This is a genomic window from Bordetella flabilis, assembly GCF_001676725.1.
Classification (GTDB): Bacteria; Pseudomonadota; Gammaproteobacteria; order Burkholderiales; family Burkholderiaceae_B; genus Bordetella_C; species Bordetella_C flabilis.
The window spans coordinates 4848093-4865083 of the sequence record NZ_CP016172.1 but is presented as its reverse complement, the minus strand read 5'-3'; the positions used below and the strand labels follow the sequence as shown (position 1 = coordinate 4865083).

The 16991-nt window shown below is 66.9% G+C and carries 16 protein-coding genes and 3 tRNA genes; 4 read left to right on the top strand and 15 right to left on the bottom strand.

Annotated elements, in window-relative coordinates:
- Positions 1 to 6: 6 nt before the first annotated feature.
- The 3 genes from BAU07_RS21695 to BAU07_RS21685 form a co-directional block, all read right to left on the bottom strand.
- A tRNA-Asp gene (locus BAU07_RS21695) sits at positions 7 to 83 on the bottom strand.
- Between the two features lie 95 nt (positions 84 to 178).
- Positions 179 to 254: transfer RNA gene (locus tag BAU07_RS21690), tRNA-Glu, on the bottom strand.
- Positions 255 to 281: 27 nt separating this feature from the next.
- A tRNA-Ala gene (locus BAU07_RS21685) sits at positions 282 to 357 on the bottom strand.
- A gap of 681 nt (positions 358 to 1038) precedes the next feature.
- On the opposite strand from BAU07_RS21685, the gene BAU07_RS21680 reads away from it, so the two are divergent.
- Complete coding sequence (locus BAU07_RS21680) at positions 1039 to 2046, top strand: aldo/keto reductase (RefSeq protein ID WP_198168943.1); 1008 nt, start codon at positions 1039 to 1041, stop codon at positions 2044 to 2046.
- 124 nt (positions 2047 to 2170) lie between these two features.
- Here the strand turns inward: BAU07_RS21680 and lnt are convergent, their stop codons facing one another.
- From lnt to miaB, 5 genes are all read right to left on the bottom strand, one after another.
- Positions 2171 to 3811 (bottom strand): apolipoprotein N-acyltransferase, encoded by a 1641-nt coding sequence (gene lnt, locus BAU07_RS21675; RefSeq protein ID WP_157122381.1) that lies wholly within the window; start codon positions 3809 to 3811, stop codon positions 2171 to 2173.
- Complete coding sequence (locus BAU07_RS21670; protein ID WP_066662354.1) at positions 3808 to 4701, bottom strand: HlyC/CorC family transporter; 894 nt, start codon at positions 4699 to 4701, stop codon at positions 3808 to 3810. Before BAU07_RS21670 ends, lnt begins: the two co-directional genes overlap by 4 nt.
- Before the next feature lie 90 nt (positions 4702 to 4791).
- A complete protein-coding gene (ybeY, locus tag BAU07_RS21665) occupies positions 4792 to 5265 on the bottom strand; it encodes an rRNA maturation RNase YbeY (protein ID WP_066662351.1) in 474 nt (157 codons plus the stop codon).
- 3 nt (positions 5266 to 5268) lie between these two features.
- Positions 5269 to 6297: a PhoH family protein gene (locus tag BAU07_RS21660; RefSeq protein ID WP_066662349.1), complete on the bottom strand. Its 1029-nt coding sequence runs from the start codon at positions 6295 to 6297 to the stop codon at positions 5269 to 5271.
- On the bottom strand, positions 6294 to 7709 hold the full coding sequence (miaB, locus tag BAU07_RS21655; RefSeq protein ID WP_066662347.1) for a tRNA (N6-isopentenyl adenosine(37)-C2)-methylthiotransferase MiaB: 1416 nt from the start codon (positions 7707 to 7709) through the stop codon (positions 6294 to 6296). The genes BAU07_RS21660 and miaB overlap by 4 nt, the downstream gene beginning before the upstream one ends.
- Before the next feature lie 256 nt (positions 7710 to 7965).
- Between miaB and BAU07_RS21650 the strand changes: the two genes are divergently transcribed.
- Entirely contained in the window at positions 7966 to 8706 is a 741-nt protein-coding gene (locus BAU07_RS21650) for a phosphatase PAP2 family protein (RefSeq protein ID WP_066662345.1), read from the top strand.
- A 112-nt stretch (positions 8707 to 8818) separates the two neighbouring features.
- On the opposite strand, the gene BAU07_RS21645 is transcribed toward BAU07_RS21650, so the two are convergent.
- Positions 8819 to 9676, bottom strand: a complete 858-nt coding sequence (locus tag BAU07_RS21645) for an FRG domain-containing protein (protein WP_066662342.1) — start codon at positions 9674 to 9676, stop codon at positions 8819 to 8821.
- Between the two features lie 13 nt (positions 9677 to 9689).
- Complete coding sequence (locus BAU07_RS21640) at positions 9690 to 10484, bottom strand: transporter substrate-binding domain-containing protein (protein ID WP_066662341.1); 795 nt, start codon at positions 10482 to 10484, stop codon at positions 9690 to 9692.
- A 276-nt stretch (positions 10485 to 10760) separates the two neighbouring features.
- Between BAU07_RS21640 and BAU07_RS21635 the strand changes: the two genes are divergently transcribed.
- Positions 10761 to 11144 (top strand): RNA-binding S4 domain-containing protein, encoded by a 384-nt coding sequence (locus BAU07_RS21635; protein WP_066665619.1) that lies wholly within the window; start codon positions 10761 to 10763, stop codon positions 11142 to 11144.
- Positions 11145 to 11230: 86 nt separating this feature from the next.
- On the opposite strand, the gene BAU07_RS21630 is transcribed toward BAU07_RS21635, so the two are convergent.
- Positions 11231 to 11707 carry an OsmC family protein gene (locus BAU07_RS21630; RefSeq protein WP_066662340.1) on the bottom strand — a complete coding sequence of 159 codons (477 nt, stop codon included), beginning with the start codon at positions 11705 to 11707 and terminating at the stop codon, positions 11231 to 11233.
- Positions 11708 to 11790: 83 nt separating this feature from the next.
- Complete coding sequence (locus BAU07_RS21625; protein WP_066662337.1) at positions 11791 to 12321, bottom strand: hypothetical protein; 531 nt, start codon at positions 12319 to 12321, stop codon at positions 11791 to 11793.
- A gap of 242 nt (positions 12322 to 12563) precedes the next feature.
- Between BAU07_RS21625 and BAU07_RS21620 the strand changes: the two genes are divergently transcribed.
- Positions 12564 to 13292: a haloacid dehalogenase type II gene (locus BAU07_RS21620; RefSeq protein ID WP_066662334.1), complete on the top strand. Its 729-nt coding sequence runs from the start codon at positions 12564 to 12566 to the stop codon at positions 13290 to 13292.
- A gap of 235 nt (positions 13293 to 13527) precedes the next feature.
- Here BAU07_RS21620 and secF read toward each other — a convergent pair whose 3' ends face one another.
- The 3 genes from secF to yajC form a co-directional block, all read right to left on the bottom strand.
- The gene (secF, locus tag BAU07_RS21615) at positions 13528 to 14457 is read right to left on the bottom strand and encodes a protein translocase subunit SecF (protein ID WP_066662331.1); all 930 of its coding nucleotides are present in this window, start codon (positions 14455 to 14457) and stop codon (positions 13528 to 13530) included.
- A gap of 105 nt (positions 14458 to 14562) precedes the next feature.
- Positions 14563 to 16458, bottom strand: coding sequence for a protein translocase subunit SecD (gene secD / locus BAU07_RS21610; protein WP_066662328.1), 1896 nt, complete (start codon positions 16456 to 16458; stop codon positions 14563 to 14565).
- Between the two features lie 106 nt (positions 16459 to 16564).
- On the bottom strand, positions 16565 to 16906 hold the full coding sequence (gene yajC, locus BAU07_RS21605; RefSeq protein WP_066662325.1) for a preprotein translocase subunit YajC: 342 nt from the start codon (positions 16904 to 16906) through the stop codon (positions 16565 to 16567).
- Between the last annotated feature and the right edge of the window lie 85 nt (positions 16907 to 16991).

The following is a 16991-nucleotide window of genomic DNA, read 5'->3' as shown; positions in this document are numbered from 1 at the left end:
GAATTCTGGCGGAGCGGACGGGGCTCGAACCCGCGACCCCCGGCGTGACAGGCCGGTATTCTAACCAACTGAACTACCGCTCCGCAGCGGTATTAGGACGACATCCCCGGACTGGCGTCCGTGACATCGCACTTGCAACCTTGCCGGCTTCCGGCCTGGGTAATCCCATGCCTGAAACTGGCGTCCCCTAGGGGATTCGAACCCCTGTACTCACCGTGAAAGGGTGATGTCCTAGGCCTCTAGACGAAGGGGACCTTGAACCACAGTGCTTCGCTTTCGACTGGTGGAGGTAAGCGGGATCGAACCGCTGACCTCTTGCATGCCATGCAAGCGCTCTCCCAGCTGAGCTATACCCCCGTATCCACCAAGCAAAATCCTGCAACTTCAGCGCTTGGTACAGACACCAGGTACTGGCCTTCCTGCTCTGCCGGTACCTCTATGTCGTGCCCTTGGAATTCTCTTCAATCGACTCTTTCGACCCGGTTTTTGGAGCTGGTTTCGGGCCTGTTTCGGGCCCATTCCAAGGCTTACTGCGCACTGTTCTTGCCGGCTTTTGTTTGTGCCGTTGGCGAAGAAACGAGATTATGCACGAGAATTTTTGGCCATGCAAGTTGGCCAGGCGGGCATGTCGCATGCCGGCGCGCGGGCGCGGCCCCTGGCGGTTTCGGGACCGGGCGGGGCATGTTGCAGCGTCCACCGCGTCGGATGCCGGGGGACGTTGGCCCGTCCCTCGGCGCCCGACGCAAGGTCAACGCAAGCTCCAATGCAGGCCCGGCGCAGCCCCCGACCCAGGGCCCAGCCAAGCCCGATGGAGTCCGATCCAAGGCCCGTTCAAGCCGCATTCAGCCCTGAGTCGCATCATGTCCATGTTGCGTACAAGGTGCAATTCCATATGGTGCGCCGGCCCGGCACGCTCCACCGGACATGGGCCCGGGCGTGTCGCGAGACGCCGCCGTTGCGCGCCATCGACCACTGCTACACACGGAGATCCGCATGAGCCATACATCCTTCCCAACCCGGCCGCTCGGGCGTACCGGCATGAACATCACCCGCATCGGCTTCGGTGCGTGGGCGATCGGCGGCGGCGGGTGGGCCGCCGGCTGGGGCGCCCAGGACGATGCCGATTCCATCGCGGCCATACGCCATGCCGTCGCACGCGGCATCAACTGGATCGACACGGCGGCCGTCTACGGGCTGGGACATTCCGAGGAACTGGTCGGGCGCGCCCTGAAAGGGATGTCGGCCAGCGAGCGGCCGTATGTGTTCACGAAATGCGGCATGTTGTGGGACAAGGACCGCCCGACCGCGCCGCCGCGCCGGGTCGGGGCCGCGCGCAGCATCCAGGCAGAGGTGGATGCCTCGCTCAAGCGCCTGGGTGTCGAACGCATCGACCTTTACCAGATGCATTGGCCTGCGGGGGACGGTACGTCGCTGGAGGAATACTGGCAGACGCTGCTGGACCTGAAGCAGGCCGGCAAGGTGCGCGCCGTGGGACTGTCCAACCACAACGTGGCGCAACTGGAGGACTCGGAGCGGCTGGGCCATGTCGACAGCCTGCAGCCGCCTTTTTCCGCCATTCGCCGCGACGCCGCGGCGGACCTGCTGCCGTGGTGCGCGCAGCACGAGACGGGCGTCATCGTCTACAGCCCCATGCAGTCCGGACTGCTGACCGGGCATTTCAGCGAGGCGCGCGCCGCTGCCCTGCCGGCAGACGACTGGCGATCGCGCAATGCCGAATTCTCCGGCGATAACCTGCGACGCAATCTTGCGCTGGCCGATGCATTGCAGCCGGTGGCCGAGCGGCATGGCTGCACAGTGGCGGCCACCGCCATCGCCTGGACGCTGGCCTGGCCCGGCGTCACCGGCGCCATCGTCGGCGCGCGCGGGCCGGCACAGGTGGATGGCTGGCTGGGCGCCGCGTCGCTGGAACTGGATGGGGACGATATGGCGGAGATCGCGGCGTTCATCGAGAACACCGGCGTGGGAACGGGTCCGTCGTCGCCCGCGCGCCAGGCTGGCGCCGACCTCCCATTGCGCGAGGCCTAGCGCGCTGCGCCGGCCTGCTCCTGCATGCGCGGGAGCGAGCCGACGGCCCGTCCCTGTGCGGCGGCATCCGGGTGCGGGGCAGTAGGTCCCGACTTCGTATGGTTCGATGCCTTGGCCGCCGGCGTCACGCCGCTGCCACCCTGCGCGTGGCGACAACACGCGATACCGCCAGCAGCAGCAGCCCGGCCGCCACCAGACCCATGGCCGTCGCGTTGCCGGTGCGCACATACGGCGTCAGGCCGGTCATGCCCTGCACGGTGGTCTCCAGCACGGTGGCCTGCATGGCGGGCGCTTCCGCGGTCACCCGCCCGTGGGCGTCGATGGCCGCCGTCAGCCCCGTGTTGGTGGCGGCCAGCATGGGCCGCGCCGTTTCCAGCGTGCGCATGCGGCCGATCTGCAGGTGCTGGCGCAGCGCCCAGGTATCGCCGAACCATCCGAGATTGCTGATGTTCACCAGGATGGACGCACCCGGTCCGCCATCGGGCGCGGGGCGCACCGCCGGCAGCAGTTCTTCGCCGAACAGGTCTTCGTAGCAAATGTTCAAGGCCAGCCGCTGGCCCGCGATGTCAAAGGGAGCCTGGCGCGCGTCGCCACGGTCGAAGTCGCCCAGCGGGATGTCGAGCATGCGCACGAACCAGTGGAAGCCGGGCGGGATGAACTCGCCCCAGGGCACCAGGTGGCGCTTGTCATAGCGCATGGCGACGTTGCCGGACCGCAGCGCCTGTACCGGCGTGTTGCCGTCCAGGCCGATGGCGCTATTGGTATAGCGGTCGTCGTCGCCGATGCGTTGGTGCAGCGGAATACCCATGACGATGGTGGCGGCGCGCTCCTGCGCGATGCGGCGCCACAGGTCCCAGGCGCGCGGATCGAGCTGGTCCTGGAAGACCGGCAGCACGGTTTCCGGCAGGATGATGACGCGCGGCGCGGGCGCACCGGCGGCCGGCGGCATGGTGGCCAGGTTCATGTGCTGCAAAAGGCCTCTTTCCATCTGGGCCGGGTCGAATTTCTGCGACTGTTCGATGTTTCCCTGGACCAGGCGCACGGCGAGCGGCTCGCCGTCCGGGCGGGCCCACGCGATATACGAGATGCCCCAGCCGGCCAGCGCGGCGAGCACGGCCAGTCCCGCCGCGGCGCCGTGGCGCGCGTCGCGCGGCGTGTTCGCGCTACGCCACAGGGCGGCCAGCGCCGCGGCGGAGAAGGCGGCGAACCAGGCCACGCCGTACACGCCGACCACGGGGGCCCAACCGGCGAAGGGGCTGTCTACCTGCGCATACCCGATGTTCAGCCACGGGAAGCCGGTCCACAGGCTGCCGCGCACCCATTCCAGCGCAGTCCAGGCGCAAGCGAAGGCGAGCGCGGCCCGCAAGGCCTGCGCCGGCGTTGCGTTGGCGTCCAGGGGCGCCAGCCATCGCGCCAGCACACCCGCGAACGCGGGAAACAGGGCGATGAAACCCGACAGCGCCAGCACGCCCGCCACCGCGAGGGGTACGGCCAGGCCGCCATAAACATGCAGGCTGACGAAGATCCAGTACAGGCCCAGCGCATAGCAGCCGAAGCTATAGAGCCATCCCTCCCACAGCGCGTCGCGCCAGGACGGGGCGGTAAGCTGCCGCCGCGCCAGTATGGCCAGCATCAGGATCTGCACCACGGCCAGCATGCCGTCGGGCAGGGGGCCGGGCGCGAAGGTCAGCGCCTGCACCGCGCCGAGGCCCAGCATGCCCGCCGCGCGCATGGCGCGCGGGTAGCGCGTGATCAACGTCTTCATTCGGTATCGCGTACAGGGGAGGCGGACACTTCGGGCGGCAGGCGTTTTACGCGCAGCCACAGCGCGCGGCGCGGATCGGCGCGCACGACTTCGATGCGCAGGCCGTGGCGTTCGGCGGCATCGCCGCGGCGCGGGATGCGGCCCAGTTCTCCACCCAGCCAGCCGCCGACGGTGTCGTATTCGTCGTCGGGCAGCGCCACCCCGAAGATCTCATTGAACTTGTCGATGTCGGTCGTGGCAAGCACCCGCCATTGGTCTTCGCCTTCGGCGAACACCGTGCTTTCATGGTCATCGTCGAATTCATCTTCGATGTCGCCGACGATTTCCTCCAGCACGTCTTCCATGCTGACCAGGCCGGCGATGCCGCCATGTTCGTCGATGACGATGGCCAGGTGGTTGCGGCTGGCGCGGAAATCGTGCAGCAGCACGTTCAGGCGCTTGGACTCCGGAATGAACACGGCGGGACGCACCAGCGACCGCAGTTCGAGATCCGGCTCCAGCATGCAGCGCAGCAGGTCTTTCGCCAGGAGTATGCCGATGATGTTGTCGCGGTCGTTCTCGAACACCGGGAAGCGCGAGTGCGCGGTGTCGATGATGATGGACAGCAGGCGTGGCAGGGGCTGGGCGATGTCCAGCAGATCCATGCGGGAGCGCGGCACCATGATGTCGCCTACCGTGCGCTCCGACACCGCCAGGGCGCCCTTGATCATGGCATAGGATTCGGCGTCCAGGAGTTCTCGCTCGTGAGCGGCTTCCAGGATGGCCTTGATGCCTTCCCGGTCTTCGGGTTCGCGTCGCACCAGCGACAGCAGGCGATCAAGCAGGGATTTGTTGGCGGGTTTCAATTGACGCGGGGTGTCCGCGTCGTTCGCAGGGTAAGGATCTGACATCGTCCAGAGGACAAGTTACAAAAAAATCAGCATAACCGATGTTGCACGGTGGTTCTGTAACGGCATGGAGGGAATTACCCCAAGAACCGGTCAACGCGGCGCGTAGGGATCGGCAATGCCCATGTCGCCCAGCACCCGTGTTTCCAGCGTTTCCATGCGGCGGGCGTCGCGCGCCCGGATGTGGTCGTAGCCCAGGGCGTGCAGGGTGCCGTGGATGGTGAGGTGGGCGGCATGGTCCAGCGGCGGCTTGCGCTGTTCACGGGCTTCCCGGTTCAGCACCGGCAGGCATAGCACGATGTCGCCACGGGCCACGGCGTCGGGCCCCACGCCGTATTCGAAGGTGAGCACATTGGTGGCGTAGTCGCGTCCGCGGTAGGCATGGTTCAGTCGCCGGCCTTCGGCCTGCCCGACCACGCGCAGGCTGATCTGCGCGCCGTGGAAATCCAGCAGGCCGTCGTCCCGGGCGGCACCCAGGGCGCGGGCGACCCAGCGCCGCAGGCGCCAGCGCGGCAGCAGCGGGGCGTCCACCGCGTATTGGACGGACAGCGACAGGGCCGGGATCATGACTCAGCTTTCGTCGGCGGCCGCGCTCTCGTAGGCGTCCACGATGCGGGCCACCAGCGGGTGGCGAACCACATCGCGGCTGGTGAAGCGGGTCGTCGCGATGCCCTGGACTTCCTCCAGCACGCCCAGCGCGTGCACCAGCCCGCTTTGCTGGCCGCGTGGCAGGTCGACCTGCGAGGGGTCGCCGGTGATCACCGCCTTGCTGCCGAAGCCGATGCGCGTCAGGAACATCTTCATTTGTTCCGGCGTGGTGTTCTGGGCCTCGTCCAGGATGACGAAGGCATGGTTCAGCGTGCGGCCGCGCATATAGGCCAGCGGCGCGATTTCGATGGTCTGCTTTTCGAAAAGACGCTGGACGCGGTCGAAGCCCATCAGGTCGTACAGGGCGTCGTAGAGCGGACGCAGATACGGGTCGACCTTCTGCGCCAGGTCGCCGGGCAGGAAGCCCAGCCGTTCGCCTGCTTCGACCGCCGGTCGCGTCAGGATGAGCCGCTGTACCGTGTCGCGTTCCATGGCGTCGATGGCGCAGGCCACGGCCAGCCAGGTTTTGCCCGTTCCCGCGGGCCCGACACCGAAAGTGATGTCGTGCTTGAGGATGTTGTCCAGGTAGTCGCGCTGGCGCGGCGTGCGCGGGCGCAGGTCGGAGCGGCGCGTACGCAGCGCCAGGCCGGCGCCGTAGTCGTCCATGGGCGGCAGGGCGGCAGGGTCCAGGAGCGGTTCCGCGCCGCGCGATTCCGTGACGCGCCCGACGCCGATCTCCACCAGGCCCAGCTGGATGTCGTCGACCGACAGCGGCTTGCGCTGGGCCTGTTCGTCGAAGCGGCGCAAGGCTTGCGCGGCCAGTTCGGCCTGCTCGCCTTCGACGACGACCCGGCTGCCGCGGCGCGATAGCTTCACGGCCAGGCCGTCGGCAAGCTGGCGCAGGTTCTCGTCCAGCGGTCCGCACAGATTGGCCAGATGGGCGTTGTCGCCGCTGACCTGCACGGTCACCGTGGGTTGGCGGCGCGGGGCACGTGCGCGCGTGGCGTTCATCGGCCCGCCTCCGCGCCGTCCGCGTCCACCATGGCGACGCGGGCCCGCAGCGAATTGGGATAGGCCTGGGTGATGACGACGTCCACCATCTGGCCCACCAGGCGCGGCGGCGCGGGGAAATTGACGATTCGGTTGTTTTCGGTGCGCCCCATCAATTCATTGGGGTCGCGGCGCGAGGGGCCCTCGACCAGCACGCGCTGGGTGGTGCCGACCATGGCCTGGGCGATGGCGGCGGCCTGTTCGGCGATACGGGCCTGCAGCCGCTGCAGGCGCTGCAGCTTGACGGTCTGCGGCGTGTCGTCGGTCAGGTCCGCGGCGGGCGTGCCGGGACGGCGCGAATAGACGAAGGAAAACGAGGTATCGAAGCCGACGTCGTCGATCAGCTTCATGGTCTTCTCGAAATCCTCCGCGGTTTCACCAGGGAAGCCCACGATGAAGTCCGAAGACAGCGTCAATGTGGGCCGGGCTTCGCGCAGCCGCCGCACGATGGATTTGAATTCCAGCGTGGTGTAGCCGCGCTTCATCGCGGCCAGCACGCGGTCGCTGCCCGCCTGGACGGGCAGGTGCAGAAAGGACACCAGCTTCGGCAGCCGCGCATAGGCCTGGATCAGGCGCGGTGTCATTTCCTTGGGATGCGAGGTCGTGTAGCGGATGCGCTCGATGCCGGGGATGTCGTGCACGTACTCCAGCAGCATGGCGAAGTCGGCGATCTCGTCGCCATCGCCCAGGCGGCCGCGATAGGCATTGACGTTCTGGCCCAGCAGGGTGACCTCCTTCACGCCCTGGTCCGCCAGGTCGGCGATCTCCACCAGGATGTCATCGAAAGGCCGCGATACTTCCTCGCCGCGGGTATAGGGCACCACGCAGAAGCTGCAATACTTGCTGCAGCCTTCCATGATGGATACGAAGGCTGTCGCGCCGTCCACGCGGGGAGGCGGCAGGGCGTCGAATTTTTCGATGCTCGGAAAGCTGATATCCACTTGCGCGATACCCTGCGCGCGGCGCTGGCGGATGAGCTCCGGCAGCCGGTGCAGCGTCTGCGGTCCGAACACCACATCCACATAGGGCGCCCGCTTGACGATGGCTTCGCCCTCCTGGCTGGCCACGCAACCGCCCACGCCGATGACCAGGCCAGGCTTGCTCTTCTTCAGGTGCTGCACGCGGCCGAGGTCCGAGAAGACTTTTTCCTGTGCCTTTTCGCGTACCGAACAGGTGTTGAAGAGGATGATGTCCGCGTCTTCCGGCGTGTCGGTCAACTCGACGCCTTGCTCATCGCGCAGCACATCGGCCATCTTGTCGGAGTCGTACTCGTTCATCTGGCAGCCGAAGGTGCGGATGAAGAGCTTGCGGGGGGAATCGGAAACAGGTGCGGCGGCGTCGTCGCCGTCGCACGCGAGGATGTGTTCTTGCATAGGGGGCCGTGACGGGTGTAGATCCCGGGGGCGATAAAAAACAGAATTTTACCCCGGATCCCTGCCTGTCTTGGTATTGTCTCGGTCGGCTTCTACCATGAGCGCCGCGCGGGGTCCGCTGGACGTCGCGGCAAGCGCGGCACAACGATGCCAGCCCGGCTCGCGCAGGATGAGCGGCATGGGCCAGACCGATAAAGCCGGATTGCGCCGGACCGTCGCGGGGCGGAACGCGCGAACGAACCGACAGGGAACGCATATGTTCAGCAAGAAGGCCGGCGCCGCCGGCCCAGGGGGGAAGGGCGCCAGCGGGTCGGCGCAAGCCGACCGGCGCATACGGTGGCTGGCGGGCTGGGTGCTGGCCCTGCTGCTCCTGGGTTGCCTGGTGGCCTTCGTCGATCTGCCGCTGGCGCGCTACCTGAAGGCCCATGTGTCGCCCGGGGTCGACCATGCTTTCGAGTGGATCGGCGAGGTCGGCGACAGCGACAACTACACCTGGATCGTATTGCTCGTCTACGTGCTGGCCCTGCTGGGCATGCGGCTGGGATGGCACGCGCCGTGGACAGGCGGCTATGTGCGCGTGGCGCGCGGGTCGCTGCTGCTGCTGGCCGCGTGGATCGTGGGCGGCATCCTCACCGGCATCCTGAAGCAGACCGTGGCGCGCGCGCGGCCCGAGGTGTTTTTCGAGCGCGGCTTCTATGGGTTGGAAGAGGCGTTCTCCGGCAAGCCTTTCAATTCCTTTCCGTCCAGCCATGCCTTGACGGCCTTCGTCCTGGCCGCCGCGATCTCCGCCACGGCGCCCCGTCTGCGTTGGGTGGTCTATACGGTCGCCATCCTGGCCGCGCTAAGCCGGCTGGTCAATCTGGATCACTATGCATCCGATGTGACGGCCTCGGCGTTTATCGCGATCGCCGCCGTGCATCTGCTGAAGGGACGTTTCCTGGACGAGCGCTACCAGTGGCCGACGCGCATGCCCTGGCAGTGGTTCAGGCGCGCCTGAAGGGCCAGGTCGCGGGCCGGGGCGGCGTACCGCGCGCCCTGCGCCGGCGCGACGGCGGATGCCCCAAGGTGAAGCCGTGCTTCAAGGGGATTGGATGGCGCATCGGTGCGCGTCACGCCTGCGCGGCACCGAGCCGCTGGCGAATTCGTCCGGTCACTTCCAGCATGGGGTCCTGCGGCGGATAGAGTGCCTGCTTGCCTACAATGGGAAAACTCGTGCCTTCCCAGAAGCTTGCCGGGTCGAAGCGGAACTTCGCGATGAGGCGCCGCCCGAAGTCGGTTTCATGGTGCAGATATAGCGACTTCTGCCCGATGCCCGACATCTCGGGATACTCGCCCAGCAGGTAGCCTTCCTGCAGGTGCGGACGCACCGCCGACGGTGGACACACGCTGGCCAGGCGTATGGCCTGCAGGCCGGCTTCCGCGCTGGCCGTGATGCCGCCGCTCAGGTTCGGTACGCCCAGCACGAAAACATGCGCCATGCCGGCCGCGCCATGGCTGGCGAAGGATGCGGCGATGCGCAGCGAGTGCGTCACGTCCAGCAGCGGGGTGGGGCAGAGCTCGTAATGCTGCAGGATGGACCATCGCACGATGCGCAGGCGCTCCACGCGATCGCGGCCCAGCAGGCCGGCGTTGCGGTATTCGTCCACCAGGATTTCTTCGGCCAAGGCCAGACGCGCGTACCGTTTGCGTAGTTCGCCTGCGCCGGGGTTCTTGCCGGCGCCGCCGCGCAGCAGCGTCGGCTTCAGAGAGGTATAGCCGCGCTGATTCCGGTGATCGGCCGCCTGGCCGCGGAACAGCAGCACGTGGTCGCGATTGCGGAATTGCAGTTCCGCCACCTTGGTCGCCAGATCGAAATAGGATTGCACCGGATGGGCGTCGGCCTTGCGGAAGTTCTGCCCCTGCACCACCATGGCGCCGGGCGAACCGGCGACGAACGACCACAGCTTGTGTTGGTTGATCGGCTCCAAGGCGGCGCTCCCGCTACTTGCCCAGCCACTTCGCGCTGAGTTGAGCGTACTCGCCGCCGGCCTGGCTCAGGTGCAGCCACTGGTCGACGAAACGCTTGAAGACTTCATCGCCCAGGGGCAGCAGATACGCCATCTCCGCATACTGCAGCGGCCGGTCCGGGTTGACGGCGCACAGTTCCGGATGGGCCTTGCTTTGCACGATGGCCTCCGCCGCCTCGGTGACGAATACATCGGCCTGGCCCTTGATCAGTTCGTCGAAGATCGTCAGGTTGTCGGGATGCATGGTCAGGGTCGCGTGCGACAAACGGGTCTTGGCGAAACGCTCGTTGCTGCCGCCGGGGTTCGCGATGACGCGCACGGACGGTTGGTCGATCGCCTCCACCGTCTGGAATCGGGCCACGTTCTCGCAGCGGGTCAGCGGCGTCTTGCCGTTCACCATATAGGGGGTGCTGAAGTAGGCCTGCTTCTGTCGTTCCAGGGAAACCGAAATACCGCCCGCGGCAATATCGCACTTGCCCGCCACGAAGTCCGGCAGCAGCTCCTTCCAGGTGGTCTTGACGTACTGCGGTTTGGCGTTGAGCGCGGTGGCCAGCGTCTGCATCAGGTCCACATCCAGGCCCTCGAACTGGCCGGGGCCATGCTGGAAGCTGAAGGGCTTGTAGTCGCCGGGCGTACACACCCGCAGCACGCCGCTCTGCGTCACGCGGGCCAGCGTGGAAGGCGCCGTCTGCGCCGGGGCGGAGGACGGGGTCTGGGCCATGGCGGCGGCTTGCACGCACATCAGGATCGAGGCAGCGAGGATTTTCATGGGTGGTTCCCGGGGATGTTGAGCGGTAAGGCTGCAGCCCAGCACTGTAATCGCGGCCGTGGTTTTCTTCATGCGGGTTTGCACGGCTTGCCAGGCGCCATGGATTAGGTCCCGGTCCATTGGCCGCCCGGCCATCGGCCAAGGTGCCCCTTGCTCATGGGCAACGAGTCACTCGGTGGCATGCGCGTCGCGACGGGGCGGGCCGTGGCGTGCTGCTTCCAGAGCCGCGGTGCCGAGGGCTATCATTTGTCCTTTCGACAAGGCGCCGAGGCAATCATGACAGAGCGGATTCGGCTCGATAAATGGCTCTGGGCCGCGCGTTTCTACAAGACCCGCAGCCTGGCGGTGGAGGAGATCGGCAAGGGCAGGGTGCTGGTGAACGAACAGCCGGCCAAGCCTTCGCGCGAGGTGGCGCCCGGTGATCTCGTCAGCGTGCGCAAGGGCGATCCGCCCATACAAGTGCGCGTGCGCGCCGTCAGTGGCGTGCGCGGGCCGGCGCCGGCGGCGCGCCTGCTTTATGACGAGACGCCCGAAAGCGTCGCCGCCCGTGAACGGGCGGCGGAGATGAAACGGCTGGCGCCCGAACCCGCCGATGCACTGGCCGCCGGCCGGCCCACCAAGCGGGACCGCAGGTTGATTGATCTCGTACGTGGCCGCTGATCTGGCGGGTTGGGGCGCTGCCCGTATCGGCGCTGTGGCCGGCATGCCGGGCCGTTGGCTTGCGTCGCCGCGCAGCGCGCTCGGTATCAGCCGTGGGCGGATTCGATGACCGGCTCACAGGTGATCGGGAAGTTCACCGAGTTGGCGATATAGCATTTGTCATGCGCCGCGTGATGCAACGATCGCGCCAGGGCAAGGTCGTCTCCGGCCTTTATAGTTACCCGCGGGCGCAGCTCGATATGGGTCAGCTTGCCGCCCGTCGGGCCGTCCAGCATCGTGCCATGCGCGTCGTCGACATAGGCGACCACGCGGACGCCCGCTTCGGCACACAGATGCAGGTACCAGAGCTTGTGGCATGCGGACGCCGCGGCAACCAAGAGGTCCTCGGGATTCCAGCGGCTGGCGTCGCCCCGGAACGCCGGGTCGGACGAGCCGGGGATGTCAGGCTTGCCGTTCGCGCTTATGGTGTATTCGCGTCCATACTGGCTGTAGCCCGAGGTTCCCGTTCCCCGGTTGCCAGTCCACGCGACCGCCACGCGGTAATTGTGTTCGCCGTATGCCACTGTGCTTCTCCTGCAGGCCGGCGGCCCCTTGAACGGCTGCGCCACGGCCGGTCAGGGCGCGCCAATGCGGCGCGCTGCCGATATCAGGCTCTATACATATCATGGGAAGGCGCGGGCCGGTGCGTATCGGACCGTAGCGAAACAGGCTGTGGCCGGTTGCCGTTGCTGCCGGCATACGCGCCAGTGCTGCCATCCGCCAGGAACCCCCCCGCCTGCCGCGCCGGACGCGGCATCGACGGCTGGGCGTCCGCATTGCCGGCTTCCACCTTGCCCGGCTTCGTCGCCGCCTTGGCCAGGCGCCCGATCAGGGCCATCGCCAGGCCGTACAGGCCCCCCGAGGTAAGATCCACGACCCAGCCCGCGGCCTCGGTCACGGATACTCCGCCGGCCGGGGACGCCTGCGACTTTTCACCGGCCGTACCGGGTGGCGCTTCGTAGTCGCTGTCGAACTCGTAGGGGGCGCGAATCGCGCTCATGGGCGCGCGCGGGTAGCGGGCCAGGGCGTCCGTCGCGGCATCGCCGGCGGGAAAGTAGGGCGCGTGGATATCGGCGGCGAGCTGAAACCGGCTGGGTGGCGCCATGTCCGAAACGCCGCTCAGGGTGGAAACCTGCATTCGATTTGCTCCTCGGAAGTCATGCGGTATGCCGCCTTGCCGGCCGCGAACCGCGGGACAGTTGCGTGGCCCGGGATGAACGCCGGTTCCATATTCCTGCAGGCGGATGGGCGGGGCGATTGTGCCGGCGGGCCGTTCCTGCGGATGGCGGATCGTGGACCCCAGGCCGCAAGCTGTTCAGCCCGCCGTGCCCATCCCTGAAGTAGACTCCTCCGACATACGCGAGCACGGAGGCAATCATCATGGCGAACGGCACGGACATCCAGGCGCTTCTGTTTGACGTCTTTGGCACGGTGGTGGACTGGCGCGGCGGGGTGGCGCGCGAGGCACGGTCTTTCCTGGACCGCTATGCCCCGCAACTGGACGCCTACGAATTCGCCGATGCATGGCGCAGCAAGTACGGGCCATCGATGGAGGAAGTGCGCAGCGGGAGGCGCCCCTTCGTGCGCCTGGATGTGTTGCATTACGAGAACCTGTCCCAGGTGCTGCAGGAATACCGCATCGACACGGCCGCCATCCCTCAGCAGGAACTGGACGCCTTGAACCTGGCCTGGCACCGGTTGGATCCCTGGCCCGATTCCGTGCAGGGCCTGGGCCGGCTCAAGCAGCGCTTCATGATTGCGCCCATGTCCAACGGCCACATCAGGTTGATGATGGACATCGCCAAGCGCGCGGGGCTGCCCTGGGACGCCATCCTGGGCTCGGAGGTCGTGCGGGCCTACAAGCCTGCGCCACAGGCCTATCTGGGCGCGGTGGAGGTATTGGGGCTGCAGCCCGACCAGATCTGCATGGTCGCGGCCCACAACGGCGACCTGGCCGCCGCGCGCCGCTGCGGCCTGAAGACCGCCTTCATCCCACGTCCCACCGAGCATGGCCCCACGCAAACGAGCAATCTGCGCGCCGAGCAGGACTGGGACTACGTGGCGCGCGACATGAACGATCTGGCCAGCCAGCTGGGCTGCCCGGCGTGACCCTTGGCCCGCCCCGTGCAGGCAGGCGCGGCTCGCGGCGTGCGCCGGGTGCTCTGGCGGTCGGTCCGGCAATCACTTTCGCGCGATAAGCCGGCGAATACGGCGGCCATCGGCCCAGGCGGGCAGTTCCGAAATAACAAAGGCGCCCCGCGGGGCGCCTTTGTGTTCCGGCCAGTTTGACGCGATGGCAGCCCGGATGGCGCTGCCTGCCGCGCCGACCGCGGCAACGCCGCGCTCAGGCCACCTCTGGGCCGTCCTTCTTGGCCGGCTTGACCAGGTCTTCGCGCTTGACGCCGAACCACATGGCCAGCGCCGCGGCCACGAAGACCGACGAATAGATACCGAACCAGATGCCGATGGTCAGCGCCATCGCGAAGTAGTGCAGCGTCGGGCCGCCGAAGAACAGCATGGACAGCACCATCATCTGCGTCGAACCGTGGGTGATGATGGTCCGCGAAATCGTCTGCGTGATGGCGCCGTTGATGACCTCGGCGACTTCCGCCTTGCGCTGCTTGCGGAAGTTCTCGCGGATCCGGTCCATGATGACCACGGATTCGTTCACCGAATAACCCAGCACCGCCAGCACGCCGGCCAGCACCGACAGCGAGAATTCCCACTGGAAGAAGGCGAAGAAGCCCAGGATGATGACCACGTCGTGCAGGTTGGCGATCACGCCGGCCAACGCGAACTTCCATTCGAAACGGATAGCCAGGTAAACGACGATGCCCAGCACCACGAACAGCAGCGCCATCAGGCCGTTGTGCACCAGTTCGCGCCCGACCTGCGGGCCGACGTACTCCACGCGCCGCAGCTCCACGGACGGATCGGCGGCCTTCAAGGACTGCAGCACGGAATCGCTTTGCTGCGACGAGGTCTGGCCTTCCGCCAGCGGCAGCCGGATCAGCACGTCGCGCGAGGTGCCAAAGTTCTGGACCTGGAAATCCGCGTAGCCCAGCTTGGACACCGCGCCGCGGACGGAGTCGAGCTGTGCCGTATGAGCGTAGCTGACCTCCATTACCGTCCCGCCGGTGAACTCGATGGACAGGTGGAACCCGCGCGTCAGGATGAAGAACACCGCGGCCAGGAAGGTCACCGCGCTGATGATGTTCAGCAGCAGGGCGTGACGCATGAACGGGATGGTGCGGTGGATCCGGAAAAATTCCATGTTTCGCCTTGCTTGGGTAGGCCCCGCGGGGCCGTCGTTGCATTCTGTCGTTCGGTGCCGCCCGCGCTGTCGCCGGTGGCTTCGTAGTCCGGGGACCTTTCGCCCTCAGGCCTTGGCCTTCGCGTTCTCCGTGGGTTTCCACACCTGCCCGATCGACACGCTGCTGAGCTTCTTGCGGCGGCCATACCAGAGGTTCGCCAGCGCACGCACGCCGACCACCGACGAGAACATCGAGGTCAGGATGCCCAGGCAGTGGACCACCGCGAAGCCGCGTATCGGGCCCGAACCGAAGGCCAGCAGCGCCAGGCCCACGATCAGCGTCGTCAGGTTCGAATCCAGGATGGTGCCCCATGCGCGCTCGAAGCCCTGGTGGATGGCCTGCTGGGGGGTGGCGCCATTGCGCAGTTCCTCGCGGATCCGCTCGTTGATCAGCACGTTGGAGTCGATGGCCATGCCCAGGGTCAGCGCGATGGCCGCGATACCCGGCAGGGTCAATGTGGCCTGCAGCATGGAAAGCACGGCCAGCAGCAGCAATACGTTGACCGCCAGGCCGATCGTCGAGAAGACGCCGAACAACCGGTAGTACAGCACGATGAAGATGGCGATCGCCAGGAAGCCGTACAGCGTGGAGGCGAAGCCCTTGGCGATGTTGTCCGCGCCCAGGCTGGGGCCGATGGTGCGTTCCTCGATGATCGACATCGGCGCGGCCAGGGCGCCCGCGCGCAGCAGCAGCGCGGTGTCGGCGGCTTCCTCGGCCGTCATGCTGCCGGAGATCTGCACCTGTCCGCCGGGGATTTCGCCGCGGATGACCGGCGCGGTGACGACTTCGCCCTTGCCGTTTTCGAACAGCAGGATGGCCATGCGCTTGCCGACGTTGTCCCGCGTGACGTCGCGGAAAATGCGGGCGCCCTTGGCATCCAGGGTCAGGTGGACCGCAGGCTGCTGCGTCTGCTGGTCGCGGCCAGGCTGCGCATCCTGCAGGTTCTCGCCGGTCAGGATGACCTGGCGGCGCACCAGCAGGGGACGGCCGTCGCGCTCGGTGTAGCGCTCCAGGCCGAACGGCACGGTATTGGCGGCCAGGGCGGCCTGCGCCGCGGGCGAGTCGTCCACCATGCGGATTTCCAGCGTGGCGGTGCGGCCCAGCAGTTCCTTGGCCTTGGCCACGTCCTGGACGCCCGGCAACTGCACGACGATGCGGTCGTTGCCTTGCTGCTGGATGACCGGTTCGGCCACGCCCAGCTCGTTGATCCGGTTGTGCAGGGTGTTGATGTTCTGGTTCAGCGCGCTTTCCTGCACTCGCGTGATGGAAGCAGGGCTGAGCGCGCCGACGAGTTGCGGCTTGCCGCCGTCGTTCTGGTCGGTGAACGCCAGGTCCGGCAGGCGCGTGCGCAGCACCGACAGCGCCTTGTCGCGGTTATCGGCATTGGCGAAGGTCGCCGTGACGGACTGGCCGGTGCGTTCCACGGTGGCGCCGGCGATGTCCTGGTCGCGCAGCACGCTGCGCACGTCGGCGGCCAGGGAGTCGTAGCGCGCGGTCAGCGCGCCCTGCATATCGATCTGCAGCAGGAAGTACACGCCCCCGCGCAAGTCCAGGCCCAGGTACATGGGCTTGGGCTCGAACCAGCCCAGGGCGCGCATCCATTCCGGCGACGCGGGCAGCAGGTTCAGCGCCACGGTGTAGTGCGGGTCCCCCGGCACCGTGTTCAGCGTCTTGTCGATCAGGTCGCGCGCCTGCAGCTGCTGGTCGGTGGACGCAAAACGGGCGCGGATGGTGCCCAGCGGGCCATTCTGTTCGTAATAGATGCCGGCGGACGGGATCTTGGCCTGGGCCAGCGTCTGTTCCACCGTATTGAGCAGCGCGTTGTCGACCTTGATGGTCGCCTTGGCGCTGGAAATCTGTACCGCCGGGGATTCGCCGTAGAAATTGGGTAGCGTATAGAGCGCGCCGATCAGGACCGCGATCAGGACCGTGAGGTATTTCCAGAGGGGATAGCGGTTCATGGCCGGCTACTTATGACGAATGACGGTTAGGGCGGAAAGCCGGGGAGCGGGCGGGGGCCTACCGTCGGGGCGGGTCGCCGCCGCGCGGTTTGGCCCGCTGTGACCCTTACAGCGCCTTGATGGTTCCCTTGGGCAGGACGGTCGACACGGCGCTCTTCTGCACCACGACTTCGATGGGCTTCTCGGCCGCTTCGCCGATTTCCACGGTGATATAGGTGTCCGTGACCTTGGTGACCTTGCCCAGCAGGCCGCCGGCGGTAACCACTTCGTCGCCCTTGCTGAGCGCAGCCAGCAGGTTCCTGTGTTCCTTCTGGCGCTTCATCTGCGGCCGGATCATCAGGAAGTAAAGGATGACGAACATCAGCACGATGGGCAGCATGCCCATCAGCGCGTTGCCCTCGGGGGCGGCCTGGGCCAGGGTAAGGCCTAGGGTGTCGGTAAGGGACATCGAATTCTCCTGGTTGGATCCGTGTGAATGGATTTTGGTATGGTTTTTCGCTTCTTATGGCGCGAGCCGGTATACCGGGCAGCCC

Coding starts and splice junctions, on each gene's coding strand:
- BAU07_RS21680 (WP_198168943.1), top strand. CDS start 1,039: ATGAACATCACCCGCATCGGCTTCGGTGCGTGGGCGATCGGCGGCGGC.
- miaB (WP_066662347.1), bottom strand. CDS start 7,709: ATGCAAGAACACATCCTCGCGTGCGACGGCGACGACGCCGCCGCACCT.
- BAU07_RS21625 (WP_066662337.1), bottom strand. CDS start 12,321: ATGCAGGTTTCCACCCTGAGCGGCGTTTCGGACATGGCGCCACCCAGC.
- BAU07_RS21635 (WP_066665619.1), top strand. CDS start 10,761: ATGACAGAGCGGATTCGGCTCGATAAATGGCTCTGGGCCGCGCGTTTC.
- secD (WP_066662328.1), bottom strand. CDS start 16,458: ATGAACCGCTATCCCCTCTGGAAATACCTCACGGTCCTGATCGCGGTC.
- ybeY (WP_066662351.1), bottom strand. CDS start 5,265: ATGATCCCGGCCCTGTCGCTGTCCGTCCAATACGCGGTGGACGCCCCG.
- yajC (WP_066662325.1), bottom strand. CDS start 16,906: ATGTCCCTTACCGACACCCTAGGCCTTACCCTGGCCCAGGCCGCCCCC.
- BAU07_RS21660 (WP_066662349.1), bottom strand. CDS start 6,297: ATGAACGCCACGCGCGCACGTGCCCCGCGCCGCCAACCCACGGTGACC.
- BAU07_RS21650 (WP_066662345.1), top strand. CDS start 7,966: ATGTTCAGCAAGAAGGCCGGCGCCGCCGGCCCAGGGGGGAAGGGCGCC.
- BAU07_RS21640 (WP_066662341.1), bottom strand. CDS start 10,484: ATGAAAATCCTCGCTGCCTCGATCCTGATGTGCGTGCAAGCCGCCGCC.
- lnt (WP_157122381.1), bottom strand. CDS start 3,811: ATGAAGACGTTGATCACGCGCTACCCGCGCGCCATGCGCGCGGCGGGC.
- BAU07_RS21620 (WP_066662334.1), top strand. CDS start 12,564: ATGGCGAACGGCACGGACATCCAGGCGCTTCTGTTTGACGTCTTTGGC.
- BAU07_RS21670 (WP_066662354.1), bottom strand. CDS start 4,701: ATGTCAGATCCTTACCCTGCGAACGACGCGGACACCCCGCGTCAATTG.
- secF (WP_066662331.1), bottom strand. CDS start 14,457: ATGGAATTTTTCCGGATCCACCGCACCATCCCGTTCATGCGTCACGCC.